The 15440-nt window shown below is 41.9% G+C and carries 19 protein-coding genes and 1 other annotated feature; of the genes, 17 read left to right on the top strand and 2 right to left on the bottom strand.

Going from position 1 to position 15440, the window contains the following annotated elements:
* Positions 1-327: 327 nt before the first annotated feature.
* Positions 328-441 (top strand) — a sequence feature (ribosomal protein L21 leader region).
* Positions 442-455: 14 nt separating this feature from the next.
* From rplU to yajC, 17 genes are all read left to right on the top strand, one after another.
* The gene (gene rplU / locus WMZ97_RS14300) at positions 456-764 is read left to right on the top strand and encodes a 50S ribosomal protein L21 (RefSeq protein ID WP_343272774.1); all 309 of its coding nucleotides are present in this window, start codon (positions 456-458) and stop codon (positions 762-764) included.
* A gap of 11 nt (positions 765-775) precedes the next feature.
* The gene (locus WMZ97_RS14305; protein WP_343272775.1) at positions 776-1105 is read left to right on the top strand and encodes a ribosomal-processing cysteine protease Prp; all 330 of its coding nucleotides are present in this window, start codon (positions 776-778) and stop codon (positions 1103-1105) included.
* A gap of 13 nt (positions 1106-1118) precedes the next feature.
* Complete coding sequence (gene rpmA / locus WMZ97_RS14310; RefSeq protein WP_343272776.1) at positions 1119-1409, top strand: 50S ribosomal protein L27; 291 nt, start codon at positions 1119-1121, stop codon at positions 1407-1409.
* A 188-nt stretch (positions 1410-1597) separates the two neighbouring features.
* Positions 1598-2110, top strand: coding sequence for a Spo0B domain-containing protein (locus WMZ97_RS14315; RefSeq protein WP_343272777.1), 513 nt, complete (start codon positions 1598-1600; stop codon positions 2108-2110).
* Positions 2111-2121: 11 nt separating this feature from the next.
* Positions 2122-3402, top strand: a complete 1281-nt coding sequence (gene obgE, locus WMZ97_RS14320; RefSeq protein WP_343272778.1) for a GTPase ObgE — start codon at positions 2122-2124, stop codon at positions 3400-3402.
* Between the two features lie 39 nt (positions 3403-3441).
* A complete protein-coding gene (gene pheA / locus WMZ97_RS14325; RefSeq protein ID WP_343272779.1) occupies positions 3442-4290 on the top strand; it encodes a prephenate dehydratase in 849 nt (282 codons plus the stop codon).
* A 152-nt stretch (positions 4291-4442) separates the two neighbouring features.
* On the top strand, positions 4443-5465 hold the full coding sequence (safA, locus tag WMZ97_RS14330; protein ID WP_343272780.1) for a SafA/ExsA family spore coat assembly protein: 1023 nt from the start codon (positions 4443-4445) through the stop codon (positions 5463-5465).
* A complete protein-coding gene (locus WMZ97_RS14335) occupies positions 5458-6417 on the top strand; it encodes a phosphotransferase (protein ID WP_343272781.1) in 960 nt (319 codons plus the stop codon). Before safA ends, WMZ97_RS14335 begins: the two co-directional genes overlap by 8 nt.
* A 26-nt stretch (positions 6418-6443) precedes the next feature.
* Positions 6444-7187, top strand: coding sequence for an NAD(+) synthase (gene nadE, locus WMZ97_RS14340; RefSeq protein WP_343272866.1), 744 nt, complete (start codon positions 6444-6446; stop codon positions 7185-7187).
* A gap of 59 nt (positions 7188-7246) precedes the next feature.
* Positions 7247-7783 carry a YhcN/YlaJ family sporulation lipoprotein gene (locus tag WMZ97_RS14345; RefSeq protein WP_343272782.1) on the top strand — a complete coding sequence of 179 codons (537 nt, stop codon included), beginning with the start codon at positions 7247-7249 and terminating at the stop codon, positions 7781-7783.
* A gap of 178 nt (positions 7784-7961) precedes the next feature.
* Positions 7962-8690 carry a YebC/PmpR family DNA-binding transcriptional regulator gene (locus WMZ97_RS14350; protein WP_343272783.1) on the top strand — a complete coding sequence of 243 codons (729 nt, stop codon included), beginning with the start codon at positions 7962-7964 and terminating at the stop codon, positions 8688-8690.
* Between the two features lie 146 nt (positions 8691-8836).
* On the top strand, positions 8837-9442 hold the full coding sequence (ruvA, locus tag WMZ97_RS14355) for a Holliday junction branch migration protein RuvA (protein WP_343272784.1): 606 nt from the start codon (positions 8837-8839) through the stop codon (positions 9440-9442).
* 11 nt (positions 9443-9453) lie between these two features.
* Positions 9454-10458 (top strand): Holliday junction branch migration DNA helicase RuvB, encoded by a 1005-nt coding sequence (gene ruvB / locus WMZ97_RS14360; RefSeq protein ID WP_343272785.1) that lies wholly within the window; start codon positions 9454-9456, stop codon positions 10456-10458.
* On the top strand, positions 10455-10652 hold the full coding sequence (locus WMZ97_RS14365; RefSeq protein ID WP_343272786.1) for a DUF2905 domain-containing protein: 198 nt from the start codon (positions 10455-10457) through the stop codon (positions 10650-10652). The genes ruvB and WMZ97_RS14365 overlap by 4 nt, the downstream gene beginning before the upstream one ends.
* Before the next feature lie 26 nt (positions 10653-10678).
* The gene (gene queA / locus WMZ97_RS14370; RefSeq protein ID WP_343272787.1) at positions 10679-11704 is read left to right on the top strand and encodes a tRNA preQ1(34) S-adenosylmethionine ribosyltransferase-isomerase QueA; all 1026 of its coding nucleotides are present in this window, start codon (positions 10679-10681) and stop codon (positions 11702-11704) included.
* A 15-nt stretch (positions 11705-11719) separates the two neighbouring features.
* On the top strand, positions 11720-12859 hold the full coding sequence (gene tgt / locus WMZ97_RS14375; RefSeq protein WP_343272788.1) for a tRNA guanosine(34) transglycosylase Tgt: 1140 nt from the start codon (positions 11720-11722) through the stop codon (positions 12857-12859).
* Between the two features lie 18 nt (positions 12860-12877).
* Positions 12878-13141 carry a preprotein translocase subunit YajC gene (gene yajC, locus WMZ97_RS14380; protein ID WP_343272789.1) on the top strand — a complete coding sequence of 88 codons (264 nt, stop codon included), beginning with the start codon at positions 12878-12880 and terminating at the stop codon, positions 13139-13141.
* A 122-nt stretch (positions 13142-13263) separates the two neighbouring features.
* On the opposite strand, the gene WMZ97_RS14385 is transcribed toward yajC, so the two are convergent.
* Both WMZ97_RS14385 and spoVB read right to left on the bottom strand, forming a co-directional pair.
* The gene (locus WMZ97_RS14385; protein WP_343272790.1) at positions 13264-13647 is read right to left on the bottom strand and encodes a TIGR04086 family membrane protein; all 384 of its coding nucleotides are present in this window, start codon (positions 13645-13647) and stop codon (positions 13264-13266) included.
* Positions 13648-13746: 99 nt separating this feature from the next.
* Complete coding sequence (gene spoVB / locus WMZ97_RS14390) at positions 13747-15291, bottom strand: stage V sporulation protein B (protein ID WP_343272791.1); 1545 nt, start codon at positions 15289-15291, stop codon at positions 13747-13749.
* Between the last annotated feature and the right edge of the window lie 149 nt (positions 15292-15440).

Raw genomic sequence — 15440 nt, forward strand, 5'->3', positions numbered from 1 at the left:
GTAACCCAACTCGTCCATCAGTGGGAACTAGACAAGGCGCTATAGGCTTATATACGGCCCATTCTACAGCCATGGGTAATTTACTTAAAAGCTTTAAATAAATGATACCCTGATTTTGGGGTTACGTTCTTGGGCTGTAGAACGTTACCTCAAAATCGGGGCCAGCAAGCGACAGCGCGGTAGCCCGAATAAAGTGTACAAAATGATAGTGCCTGAAATATTGGTATGAAAGCAGCGCCGAGAAAAACTTGACACATACGATGTTTTGTAAAGCTTGACAATAGGGTATCAAACATGCTAACATCAATACGTTATTTATCGTAGCACCAAATGCTACAACCGCACAGAAAAGGTCATAAACTCGTGTATAACGAATACGCTCGGTTAATGGCGTATGAAACGTGAATCGAGTACCTTAAAATGGCGAGTCTGAGTCTATTAAGGAGGTGCAGGAAATGTACGCAATTATTGAAACTGGTGGAAAGCAAATCAAGGTTACAGAAGGTCAAGAAATTTATGTTGAAAAAGTTTCAGCAGAAGCAAATGAATCGGTAACTTTTGATAAAGTACTTTTCGTTGGTGGTGACGATGTAAAAGTTGGCGCTCCATATGTCGATGGTGCTAGTGTAACTGCAAAGGTGGAAAAGCAAGGTCGACAAAAGAAAATTACCGTTTTCAAATACAAGCCAAAGAAAAATTATCATCGTAAACAAGGCCATCGTCAACCTTATACTAAACTTGTTGTCGAAAAAATTAACGCATAAGGATATAACATATGATTCATGTAACGATATTTCGATCGATGAACCAAATTACGGCATTTGAAATTTCCGGACATGCTGACAGCGGGCCATATGGCTATGATCTTGTTTGCGCAGGAGTTTCTGCCGTTTCCTTTGGTGCAGTGAATGCCGTGTTAGCGTTATGCGAGATAGAGCTTGACATCACACAAGGAGATGAGGGTGGCTACCTTCATGTTGCCTTTCCAGAAGACCTGGAACTTCAGGTATTGGAAAAAGCACAGCTCCTGTTTGAAGGGATGATCGTTTCTTTGAAAACGATCGCCGATGAGTATAGTCAATTCGTTACAATTAATGATAAATAGGAGGTGTAATGATATGCTACGTCTAAATTTACAATTCTTCTCACAGAAAAAAGGTGTTGGTAGTACAAAGAACGGTCGTGATTCCGAGTCAAAACGCCTTGGTGCAAAACGTGCTGATGGTCAATTTGTAACCGGGGGATCGATTCTTTTCCGTCAACGCGGAACAAAGATTTACCCAGGTGAAAACGTAGGCCGCGGTGGTGATGACACACTTTTTGCAAAGGCGGATGGTGTTGTGAAATTCGAACGCTTTGGTCGCGATCGTAAAAAAGTTAGTGTCTACCCAGTTGCAAAAGAAGCTTAAATAGCGCTCAAGAATACCCAAAAGGGAACCAGTGATGTCACCGGTTCCCTTTCGTTTTCATTCCTAATAAGTAACGCTAAACTCCAGCCTTATTGTTTGGTTGGAGTTTTTCTTTCATTCCGTATTGTTACATATGAAGTTTTTTCGTATTTCTGCTATAATTTTGTTAACAATAGGGGGGCGTTAGGTTGAAAGAGAAAGAAACAATGGAAGCTTTGCGATTATACAGACATGATCTGATGAATGATTTGCAAATTGTCCAAGGATATGCATCGATGGGAAATATGGAGAAAGTACAAGAGAAGCTTGCGAAATGGATGGATCATTTTAACGAAGAACGAAAATTAATGAACCTTGATGCTCCAACGTTTGCGTTATGGCTGATTCAGTTTAATTCAAACCACCAAAACGTTCGCTTGTCTTATTATATCGATGTGGAACCAATGAATCTTCACGTGATAGATCATACATTAGTTCAGGAGTGCCAATCCGTAATCAACATGCTGGAACAATTGGGAGATCCATTGGAATTATATGAGGGAGAACTTCAGCTATCGGATACTGATTCTGCTATCCAGGTAACGTTATCACTACGTGGAAGCTTCGCGGAAGATGATCCTTCGAAATATCCAACGAAATGGAAGATTCGTAAAAGGAATGACGGGGTAAGCTGTAGCATTTATATTCCGTATCAGAAATGAGGTAGTAATACATGTTTGTAGACCAGGTGAATGTATACATAAAAGCTGGAGACGGGGGCAATGGCCTTGTTGCCTACCGCCGCGAAAAATATGTGCCTAAAGGTGGCCCTGCCGGCGGGGATGGCGGTAATGGCGGAGATGTGGTATTTCAAGTGGATGAAGGATTAAACACACTCATGGATTTTCGTTATAACCGCCATTTTAAAGCAAAACGCGGTGAAAATGGCATGAGTAAAAATCAGCATGGGAAAAATGCTAATTCGCTAATTGTACCCGTACCACCAGGAACCACGGTAATGGATAGTGACACGAAGGAAATTATCGCGGATTTAACCAATCATGAGCAACAAGCCATTATTGCCCACGGTGGACGAGGTGGCCGGGGTAACTCCCGCTTTGCAACCCCGCGAAATCCAGCGCCGGATTTTGCTGAAAATGGGGAACCCGGACAAGAACGCAATATAAAAGTGGAATTAAAACTGATCGCGGATGTTGGACTCGTTGGATTTCCGAGCGTAGGTAAATCAACCTTCATATCGGTTGTAAGTGCAGCTAAACCGAAAATAGCTGATTACCATTTTACAACACTGTCGCCAAATCTGGGTGTGGTGGATACTGCTGACCATCGCAGTTTTGTGATGGCTGATTTGCCAGGTTTAATTGAAGGGGCGCACGCAGGAGTTGGGTTAGGCCATCAATTTTTGCGTCATATTGAGCGCACCCGTGTGATTGTCCATGTGATTGATATGGCTGGTACCGAGGGACGGGATCCGTATCATGATTTTGAAAAAATTAATGCCGAACTGAAAGAATATGATGGTACATTAATGGACCGGCCGCAAATTATTGCTGCGAATAAAATGGACATGCCAGGTGCAACGGAAAATTTACAACTGTTTAAGGAGAAGTTAACGGAGGATTTTCCGATTTATCCAATTTCTGCACTGACGAAAGATGGTTTGCGTGATATTCTTTTTGCTATTGCAGATACATTGGATACGATACCAAAAACAAAGCCTGAAATAGCAGAAACCAAAGAAGAAGTCGTTTATCGCTATCAGCGTCCACAAGCTGCATTTACTATTTCCCGGGACGATGATGGGGCGTATGTTCTTACCGGGGATCAAATTGAAAAACTGTTTAAAATGACTGATTTTAACCGGGATGAGGCAATCCAGCGTTTTGCACGCCAGTTAAGGGGAATGGGCGTGGATGATGCTCTGAGAAAAAAAGGAGCAAAAGATGGAGATACCATTCGGCTAATGGATTACGAATTTGAATTTGTCGAGTAGTGTCTACCGTAATGATTTGAAGACAAGGGGTAGGTTTGATTGAAAATAGGATATTTGGGTCCAAGAGGAACATTTACGAAATTAGCTGTCGATCTTGTATTTAATGGGGAAGATAAACAGGGTTTTGAAACGATTCCGGAGTGTATTGATGCGGTGGGAAGCGGGGAAATTGATGTGGGTGTTGTCCCGCTCGAGAACACCATCGAAGGGACGGTATCACTAACGGTAGATTATCTGGTACATCAGGTACGACTGCCAATTGTTGCTGAAATCGTCGTTCCGATTCAACAGCATCTTCTCGTTCGCCCGGAATTTACCAGCGATGTATCTGAATTAACCGAGATTCACTCGCATAGTCACGCAATAGCGCAGTGTCACCAGTATATTCATCAACATATACCACAAGCAGCCCTTCATTTTACATCGTCCACGGGAAGAGCGGCCGAGCTTGTAAGTACGAGTGACCAACCAATAGCAGCCATAGGAAACCAATTGGCAGCGGAAGAATTTGGCTTATCAATTTATCAGAAAGATATTCATGATTATCCAAATAATCACACACGATTTGCTGTGTTAACGAAGGATGATCAGCCAATTTCTTTTCATCAACAAATGGATACCGAAAAGACTAGTCTTTTGATTACACTGCCAAGTGATTATGCTGGAGCACTTCATCAGGTGCTATCTGCATTTGCCTGGCGAAAAATGAATTTGTCCAAAATTGAATCCCGCCCAATGAAAACAGGGCTGGGTAATTATTTTTTCATTGTGGATGTCAATCAAAAGTATGATCATGTCTTGTTCCCTAGTGTGAAGGCAGAGTTGGAAGCATTAGGGTGCAATGTAACCATGCTAGGTACATACCCAGTATATGAGATGAAAATATAATCAGCAGCCAGTGGGAGCCTTCTCACTGGCTGTTTTTTCTTTAAATAAATTTAGCTTGTTATTTAGTTTTCAACTTTTCCAACCTTCGTGCATATGTTGTAAGTGAGTGATTAGCCCAATTGTAATTAGAAACGAAGGGAGTTTGGTTAAACTTGAAAATTCACGTTGTTCAAAAGGGCGATACATTGTGGGAACTAGCAAAAAAGTATGGGGTTGATTTTGAAGAGGTCAAACAACTTAACCCGCAATTATCAAGTCCTGATATGATTATGCCAGGGATGAAAATTAAAATTCCGGGATCAAACAAAGCTGTTCAAAAAGAAGGGATGAAAGAAACGCAAAAACCTGCGGCGATGCATCCATATAAAGAAATGCCACAGCCAAAGCCAGTGCCAGTCATTAAGGAAGATGTAAAAGAGAAACAAAAACCTGTGCAGCCACATATGCCGATGCAGCCGCAGATGCCAAAGCCGCAGCCGCCTGTAGCACCGCAAATGCCGGCACCACAACAATCTGTACAGCAAATGCAGCCAATTATCCAAATGCCGATCATGGAACAAGAATTGAAAAATTATACCTCCGTTACTATTCCGGAAATGCCGCATTACGAAAAACCAAAGGAACAGCCGAAAAAACATGAAATGCCAAAGCATCAACCAATGCATCAGCCGATGCCGCAACCAATGCCACAGCCCGTAGCAATGATGCCAATGTGCTGTCATTTTGTTCACCCGTGTGGGCATCCAATGCCGCCGCAAGAGGGCTGTTTTCCAGTAATGGGTGCGTTTGATGGAGGTCAGATGCCACATCATCCGATGCATCAGCCGCACCATCATTATGAGCAGAAAATGGAATCATCAAGCTGGGAGATGCCAATAAAGGCCTATCCAACGCTAAATGATAAAGATTGTGGATGTAATGGTAAGTCAAAACAGCCGAGTGGCTATCCAATGTATCATAAACCAATGCATGAGCCGTCACATGGTCAAATGCAGCCATTTCCAGGACATATGGGAGCCCAGCCGTATGGAGGATATCCAACCCATCCAGCACATGCCCAAACCTACCCATCTCACTGGTCCATGCCGCCAAACCATCAACCATTCCCAACACCTCCAGGATATCCCAATTTTTCGGATTATCGCACGGATGAGGATGAATCATTAGGTGAATAAGTTTAATCAAAGAGACGACATGCGAATTGATCGTCTCTCTTCTTTTTTGTATCAAAAAGGCGGATTGGATTGTAAAGCAATCATACCGATTAAGGGGCATGTCTTTCACCTGTCAACCCCGGATAATACGGATTATATTTTAAAAAAATACCCTAATTCAAAATGGGTGCAACAGCAATGGCGCTTCTTTGATACCCTGCAATCATCAGTTGTCGTCAAGTTTGCCCGATTTCCGAATGGGAGGAAATATATCAAACATAATGATTTTTATTGGACGATCGCGCCATTTGTTCCAGGCGAAAAGCTTCATTATTCGATTGAACGTGATCGGCAAACAAGTGTCCATACATTACGTCAATTTCATCGGGATGCCAAGACGATCCGCATTCATAATCCAATCAAACGGCAGCTTTTTTATGTGCGGTGGTCCAACAGATTGGCGGCATTTAAAGAAACGAAAAGCCACTTTGTACGTCATGGGTTTCCCACTTTATTCCACGATATTGTGAAAACGACGGAATCGCAATTAGCTTTTGTCAGTCAGCTTCCATGGCAGAAATTGGAGCATAAGGCAGAGAAAAAGGGAGAATGGGTTCACGGTGATGTAGCTGGGCATAATTTTATTCAAGATGCGAAGGTGCACATGATTGACTTTGATTTGCTTGCATGTGCCCCGATATTATATGATTATATTCAATTGGGTCAGCGCTTCTTACCTTATTTAGAATGGGATCTGGATAAATTGCTTGCATATCAGATGGTAAAGGAGAAAGAATTAAAACTATGGATCAACGCCATGCTTGTACCAACCGATGTATTACGTGAATGGCTGCATTTTCTCCGCAGCAACTCAACGGAAGCTATTTCTCGATATTTGGTCAGAATGGAAAATGAATGGTTAAGACGGCAATACTTTTTGAATACAGCAAAATTAATGCTAAAATCAATGTAATAGTTCTATAAGAGGGAGCGGTTATGATGAAAGAGATAGCACAAAACATGGTTAAATGGCTACAGCAACAGGTGAAGGATGCAGGGGTGAATGGACTGCTTGTTGGCGTTAGCGGTGGGCTTGATTCCGCAGTGGTTGCCCATTTAATAAAGCGTGCTGTACCGGATAATTCATTGGGTGTTATTATGCCTTGTAAGAGTAATCCTGTCGATATCGAGCATGCGAACGATGTGATCGCTGGTTGTGATATCAATGCTCTAACGGTGGACCTAACTGAAACACATCATGCATTGTTTGACGCTATTCAACACCAAGTAACGCAAAAAAACGAATGGCAGGAAAAGAATGAGCGGCTGGCAGATGCCAATTTACGTGCAAGGCTAAGGATGAGTACGTTATATACACTGGCAACGAATTACAATTATTTAGTGGTTGGAACCGATAATGCAGCGGAGTGGTATACAGGCTATTTTACAAAATATGGTGATGGCGGCGTTGATATATTGCCAATGGTTGAACTGACCAAGCAAGAGGTTAGGGAGTTAGCAAGCTTCTTAGGGGTCCCCGAGCATATTGTCCATAAAAAACCGAGTGCCGATTTGTGGGAAGGTCAGTCAGATGAAGCAGAAATGGGTACCACGTATAACATCATTGATGCATATTTAAAAGGTGAGGAAATTCCGCAAGCGGATAAAAAGATCATTGAAAAGTTGCACAAACAAACAGAACATAAGCGAAATGGAGCTAAACATTTTCATGTAAAGGGATAAATTAACTGGTGTTAAAAGCACCTCTTTCATCCAAGCTAATGGGTAAAGGAGGTGCTTTTATGAAGTTGAAAATGGTTGGCGTTGCAGGTGTAAGCCTGCTGATGCTGTTTGGTTGTTCGAATAACAATGCGAATAAGGATCAACATAATGATTCGGATACGCAACCAATCCACTATGAGACCGATCATGAACATGCAAAACGTTTAGGTACGACTGACCGATCGATTGGCGATCGAGGTGGTTACCCACAAAGTGACCAGAGCGGTACCAATGCTTCAAATGGGCAACAAGGCACTTACTCCGACAATTTTGTGAATCAGGAATCGGAGCAAATTTATCAACGTCTGATTAATTATAAGCAAATTAAGCAGGCACAAATAGCGATCACCGAAGATAAAGTTATTGTTGGCTTGATGCTAAATGATTATAAGGAAGAACATGTTCGTGACCTGGTTGTCAAGGAAGTAAAAAAGGTCGAACCAGATAAAGAAGTTGTCATTTATACCGACAATATTCATTGGAACCGTATGAAAAATATGAACGCACGCGGGACAACAAATGGACACGCGAATGATCCTGCTGAAAATAGTGATTAACCTTTGCTTTTTGGCAGAGGTTTTTTTGTTGCTATGTTTACTCCGCACTAAACGGGAAGTAAGGAAAAACCGTCACGCCCTGTACGTCGAAACCACCCACTGAATGAAGTTAACCCTTTATTACTCATCATTTTTTTGGTATAGTTAAAAAGGAATTTTCAAGAGAGGAGAATGTCCTATGGCTGGTCATTCTAAATGGAAAAATATACAACGCCGGAAAAATGCACAAGATGCAAAAAAGGGAAAAATTTTCATGCGGCATGCAAAGGATATTTATATGGCCGCAAAAGCAGGTGGCGGGGACCCGTCAACGAATGCAACATTACGCTTAACGATAGATAAAGCAAAAGCAGACAACATGCCAAATGATAATATTGATCGTGCCATTAAAAAAGCAACAGGTACGCTTGACGGAGCACATTATGAAGAACTTACTTACGAGGGTTATGGCCCTGGTGGTGTGGCGGTAATTGTCAACGTGTTGACCGATAACAAAAATCGTACAGCAGCTGAGGTTCGTCATGCATTTAAAAAGAATGGTGGCAACTTAGGGGAAAATGGCAGTGTGTCGTTTATGTTTGATCGCAAAGGCTATATTGTGATTGAAAACGAAGATGGCGTAATTGATGAAGATTCACTGACACTTGAAGCGATTGAAGCAGGTGCCGACGATATTGTCGCGCAAGAAGGTGCTTATGAAATATTTACTGCACCGGAGAGCTTTTCCGCTGTGACAGAGCATTTACGTGAGCACGGATATGAACTTGCAGATGCCGAAGTTACCATGTTTCCTCAGAACTACAGCAAGCTGTCGGACGAAGATGAAGAAAAAATGCTGCAAATCATTGATGTGTTGGAAAATGACGAGGACGTACAGGATATCCACCATAATATGGAAGAATCGTAAGTTATATCAGGATACCCCTTCATAACACGTGTAAACGGGCACCAATTTTTATTGAATTGGTGCTTTTCATGATGCAATAGGATTCATTACGAAAAGTTCGTATAGATGTGGTATGATTGGGGAAGGAATGCAAAGGAGTAGGTTGAATGATCGCGTACATAAAAGGTATTGTTACATTCATTCATGATGATTCTGTTATAATTGATGTTCAAGGGGTTGGTTATGAAATTATCTGTGCCAATCCATTTGTGTTTCAATCACAGCTTAATAAAGAGGCATTTGTTTATACATATCATTATGTTCGGGAGGATATCCAGGTCTTATATGGGTTTAAACAAAAGGACGAAAAAATGTTATTTACGAAACTGCTGCAAGTATCAGGTATCGGGCCTAAGGGGGCGCTTGCTATCCTGGCATCCGTGAATACAGCTGATTTTGTCGCGGCTGTTGAACAAGAGGATGAGAAATTTTTAACCAGTTTTCCAGGTATCGGCAAGAAAACAGCACGACAGGTTATCTTAGATTTAAAAGGGAAATTAACGATGATGCTGTCATTAGATGCACAGTCAATCACCAAGACTGGTACACCTGAAACGGATAATAAACAACTGGTTGAAGCGCAAGAGGCGTTAAAGACACTTGGCTATTCCGATCGTGAAATCAAAGCGATTACGCCTAAATTGCAGCAGGAGAACGCAGGAAGCACCGATGAACTGGTTCGAAAAGCACTGGGATTACTAATTAAAAGCTAGGGGGGTTATGAATGGAGGAGCGCATGGTTACAGGTGAATTACAAGCAGAGGATTCGACTGATGAGCTTAGTCTTCGCCCCACAACACTAAATCAATATATTGGACAACAAATGGTAAAGGATAACTTACGCATTTTTATTCAAGCAGCCAAAATGCGTGAAGAACCGCTTGACCATGTTTTATTATATGGGCCGCCTGGATTAGGAAAAACAACGCTTGCTGCGATTATTGCCAATGAAATGGGCGTTCAATTTCGTTCCACATCTGGTCCTGCTGTGGAACGGGCAGGAGACTTGGCTGCCATTCTTTCCTCACTTGAACCGGGGGATGTGCTGTTTATTGATGAAGTTCATCGCCTCCCGCGTTCAGTAGAGGAAGTCTTATACTCGGCAATGGAGGATTTTTTTCTCGATATTGTGATTGGTACTGGCCCAAGTGCCCGATCGGTACGGATTGACTTGCCGCCATTTACATTAGTTGGGGCTACTACACGGGCAGGACTCTTGTCGGCGCCATTACGCGACCGTTTTGGTGTATTAAGCAGATTGGAATATTACGAGACGAAAGATTTATGCTCTATCGTAGAACGAACGGCAGATATCTTCCAAACAACGATTACTGCTGAAGCTGCCCAGGAAGTGGCTAGACGGTCGCGAGGAACACCGAGGATTGCAAACCGCTTATTAAAGCGAATTCGGGATATTTCGCAGGTGAAAGGTGAACAGCAAATAAGTTTGGAAACAACGGATCTGGCTTTAGGAATGCTGCAGGTGGATGGTGCCGGGCTCGATCATATTGATCATAAACTGTTGAAAGGGATTATCGAGGGGTTCAACGGTGGTCCGGTTGGATTAGATACGATTGCTGCGACGATCGGTGAAGAGCCTCAGACGATCGAGGATGTGTATGAGCCATACTTATTGCAAATTGGCTTTATCCAGCGAACCCCAAGGGGAAGAGTTATTACCCAAAAGGCCTTTCAGCATTTCGGGTTAAAAGGAAATGACGGCGAATGAGTATCGGGAAACTATTTATCCTTATAGGAATTATCTTCTTGCTGATTGGTATCATTTGGACGTTTATTGGAAAACTTCCAGGTGATATCAGCTTCAAGAAGGGGAATTTCTCGTTTCATTTTCCGATCATGACGTCAATTGTTGTTAGTATTATTTTATCATTACTCGTATACCTGTTTGGTAGATTGCGGTAAGACATAGTAAGGAGATTTTGAACAGCATGGATATTGAAGATTTTGATTTTGATTTACCAGCGAAGCTTATTGCACAAACACCATTGAAGGATCGGACAGCATCGAGATTACTGGTGTTAAACCGAGAAAAAAAAACGATGGAACACAAACACTTTACGGATATAAAGGATTACTTGCGTCCAGGCGATTGTCTTGTATTAAATGATACCAGAGTCCTGCCTGCCAGACTCTATGGAATCAAAGAGGATACCGGAGCAAAAGTGGAGGTTCTCCTGTTGCACCAGCAGGAAGAAGATAATTGGGAAGTGCTTGCTAAACCAGCCAAAAAGATCAAACAAGGGACAAAACTCATTTTTGGCGATGGAAAATTAACGGCAACCTGCCTGGATGTATTGGAACATGGCGGCAGAATCATGCAATTTGCTTATGATGGCATTTTTTATGAAGTATTAGATGAACTTGGCGAAATGCCGCTACCACCATATATAAAAGAACAATTGCCAGAAAAGGAGCGTTATCAAACGGTCTATGCCAAAGAAGAAGGATCGGCAGCAGCACCAACAGCTGGCTTGCATTTTACCCATAAATTACTGGACGAAATTCGGGACATGGGTGTGGCGATTGCTTTTATCACGTTGCATGTTGGTTTAGGCACATTTCGTCCGGTTAGTGTTGATAACATTGACGAGCACCAAATGCATGCTGAATTTTATCATATGTCCCAAGAAACAGCTAAAACCTTACAAACAATTAAAAAAAATAATGGACGAATCATTTCGGTGGGTACCACATCAACCAGGACATTAGAAACCATTGTCCGTGACCACGGCGAACTTGTAGAAGCTAGTGGGTGGACGGATATTTTTATTTATCCACCATACCAGTTTCGAGCAATTGACGGCCTGATTACCAATTTTCATTTACCAAAATCAACACTGATTATGATGGTAAGTGCCTTAGCAGATCGGGAAACCATTTTGCGGGCTTACCAAGAGGCAGTGGATAAACGATACCGCTTCTTCAGTTTTGGAGATGCGATGTTAATAATTTAGCGAAGGACGAATATCATGACAGCAATAACATATGAATTAGTAAAGACATGTAAACAATCGGGTGCCAGACTCGGAAAGGTGCATACGCCACACGGTTCCTTTGACACACCAATGTTTATGCCCGTGGGAACACTTGCAACCGTTAAAACGATGAGTCCTGAAGAATTGACCGACATCAATGCCAAGATCATTCTTTCTAATACGTACCACTTATGGCTTCGGCCTGGTGCGGACATCATCGAAGAAGCTGGTGGCCTGCATACATTTATGAATTGGGATAAGCCAATTCTTACCGATTCAGGCGGGTTTCAGGTTTTTAGTTTAAGTGATATGCGTGATATTAAAGAAGAGGGGGTGCATTTTCGTAATCATTTAAACGGAGAGAAACTATTCCTATCCCCGGAAAAATCAATGGAGATTCAGCATAAGCTTGGTTCCGATATTATGATGGCATTTGATGAATGTCCGCCATATCCGGCAACATTTGACTATATGAAGGCATCTGTTGAACGGACGTCACGGTGGGCGGAACGTTGTCTGCACGCTCATCAGGATGTGAACGATCAAGGACTGTTTGGAATTGTCCAGGGTGGGGAATATGAGGAGCTGCGTAAACAAAGTGCCGAGGACCTGAGCTCATTGGACTTTCCAGGGTACGCGATTGGCGGTTTGTCTGTTGGTGAACCGAAAGAAGTGATGAATCGGATGCTTGAATTTACGGCTCCGCTTCTGCCAACAAATAAACCTAGATATTTAATGGGAGTGGGTTCACCGGATTCATTAATTGATGGTGCTATTCGTGGTGTGGATATGTTTGATTGTGTCTTGCCAACGAGAATAGCCCGAAATGGGACATGCATGACTTCTAATGGCCGACTCGTGGTTAGAAATGCAGCGTATGCCCGCGATTTCGGACCATTAGACGAAAATTGTGATTGCCATGTATGTAAAAATTATTCGCGAAGTTATATTCGGCATTTAATAAAATGTAATGAAACGTTTGGATTTAGACTTACTACTTACCATAATTTATATTTTCTGTTAGAATTAATGAAGAAAGTGCGAAAAGCGATATATGATGATCGACTTTTAGACTTTAAAGAAGCATTCTTTGAACAATATGGTTTCAACCAGCCGAATGCCAGAAACTTCTAAAGAAAGGAGGAACATATAATGGACATGCTGATTCAATTGTCACCGATCATTTTAATGTTTGTTATCTTCTATTTTCTACTTATTCGTCCGCAGCAAAAGCGGCAGAAGAACGTAAGACAAATGCAATCTGAACTGAAAAAGGGAGATAGCGTCGTAACCATTGGTGGCTTTCATGGTTCGATTCATCAAATTGATGAGAACGAGATTGTGATCCAAGCGGGTGATGGTACCAAATTGACCTTTGACCGCGCGGCAATTCGCGAAGTGAAAAGTGCTGACTAATACCAGCATTGGACAAGCAATAGACTTGATGGATAATTTAAGGTGAATTATTTTGTTGGTCTGTTGCTTCAGTCTCTCAAATGATACATAGAAAAAAGGAACAGGGATGCCTGTTCCTTTTTTTAAGCGTTCGTTTCTTCTCCTGCCATATTTACCCCAATAACCCCACCAATTAGTGCTGCGGCTACATATCCTGCATGGTTCAGTGATTGTTGCCATGAAAATGTTTGTTCGTAGCCCAAATATTGAACAAGAAACACAAACAGGGTAAAACCCAAGCCGGTAACAGAGCCAATAATCCATCCCTTTCGCTTCCCTTTTACACCGGCGACAATGCCTCCGATAAATAAAGCAATCAGGCCGATGACTAACGTAGCCCAGGAAAGTGTTGTCTCATTCATGCTGGTAAACCGGAGTAAGAGTCCTAAGGCAAAACTTGTTAACAGGATAAGGCCGAGAATAACGATCCATCCATACAATAATGCGATAAATTGTTGTCCTTTCATACATTTTCTCCTCCCTTGATTGTCCACCTAGTTCCATTTTATTCGCGTGATTGGAAAATAGACTGAAAAAATCACTGTCACTAACAAATAACGTTGCTTTTAAACCCATTTTTGGATAAACGGGATTTGCTTCAGTTCTTCTTTTGTAATAAATCGAAGCGCGAATAATAGGATGACATAAATTCCCCCCAAGCCGATAAGAACGAGTAAAAGCGTAATAAGGTTTGGGTTTAGGGATATATAAACCGTTTTTAGCAATTCTCCGATCAGCCATGTACTTACGAGCAAAAGGATCATCTTCACGACATCTTTGAATGGTATGGCATAATCAATGGCCTTCCTTAGTGATACCAAATGCAATAGTGTCACTAACACGACGCTTACAGACATGGCGATTGCTACACCCATGATTCCAAAATTAGGGTTTGATGCCAACAGGATAAGCACAACAAACTTACAGGCAGCACCGATTAAGCTGTTCCACATGGCAGGCCGCGCCAGATCCAGTGCCTGCAGGGCAGATTGTAATGGTGCTGCAATGTAAAGCAGTAAATAAAAAGGTGCCATCAAGACCAAAAATTTGCTTGCATTTCCCGTTCCGTACATATATGTTAAAATAGGTACGGAAAAAAGTGTCAGCACGATGGTGGCAATAGCTCCGGAAGCAAATGAAATACGGATGGATTGATGAATCCGGTAATGGATTAGGCGATCATGCTTTTTGGCATCTGCCTCCGATATCGATGGTACGAGCGCAATGGACAATGAATTCGTAATAAATGTTGGTAAAAACAGTAATGGCAGGGCGAATCCGGTTAACTCTCCATATTGTTTTGTCGCCATATTACTTGATATCCCGGCTATGGCCAGACTTTGTGCTACCAATATAGGTTCCATAAAATTGGAGATGGAACCAATTAACCGACTGCCTGTACTAGGTAAGGCAATCGAAAATAATTCTTTCAATGTGTGTTTACTTGCTTTCAAATATGCAAAAAAACGATAACGAATCTTGATGGTCTTTTTTCGTTTAAAGATTTGAATCATAACAAGTAACGAGACGAATTCACCAAGGATAACACTAAACATGGCACCGGCCGCAGCGTATTCAACCCCATAAGGCAGCAGCAGATTGATGAAAAAGGCAACACTGGTAATCCGCACAATTTGCTCAATCACCAGTGTGTAGCTTTGTGGTTTCATGTTCTGCTTTCCTTGAAAATACCCTTTTAAAACTGCGGACACGGCAGTTATCGGGATAATTGGACTGATGGCGATTAAGGGATAAAGGGTACGTTTGTCGGTTAAAGTAGCAATAAAGGGTGAAGATGCAATCATTAAAATTGTAAAGACAACACTCGATATTCCGGTAACAATCAAAGACACCGTCAAAATTTTCTTGACCTTCACCCGATCCTGTCTTGCTTCGGCTTCAGCGACACGTTTAGATATGGCAACAGGCAAGCCTAATTGGGTTAGGGTCATTACCAGAAATAGGGTGGGCAGAGCCATCATATAAAGGCCAACACCTTCTTCACCCATGAATCGTGCTAAAACCATGCGATTGATGAATCCGAGAAAACGGGTAATCATACCAGCTATAATTAATATTAATGTTCCTTGTAGAAATGATTGTTTGGTCATTTTGAACGGCCCTGCCTTCTCAAAAAATAAATTTTCATATACAATGATATATATGCTATGAAGTTGGCCAAGCATGACAAGAAAGCGGATTTTACATATTTGAAATCTAAAAAGGAGATGGCGTTCGCTTACATAAAAATGGATATGTC

The organism is Lentibacillus songyuanensis (genome assembly GCF_039548255.1).
Taxonomy (GTDB): Bacteria; Bacillota; Bacilli; order Bacillales; family Amphibacillaceae; genus Lentibacillus_C; species Lentibacillus_C songyuanensis.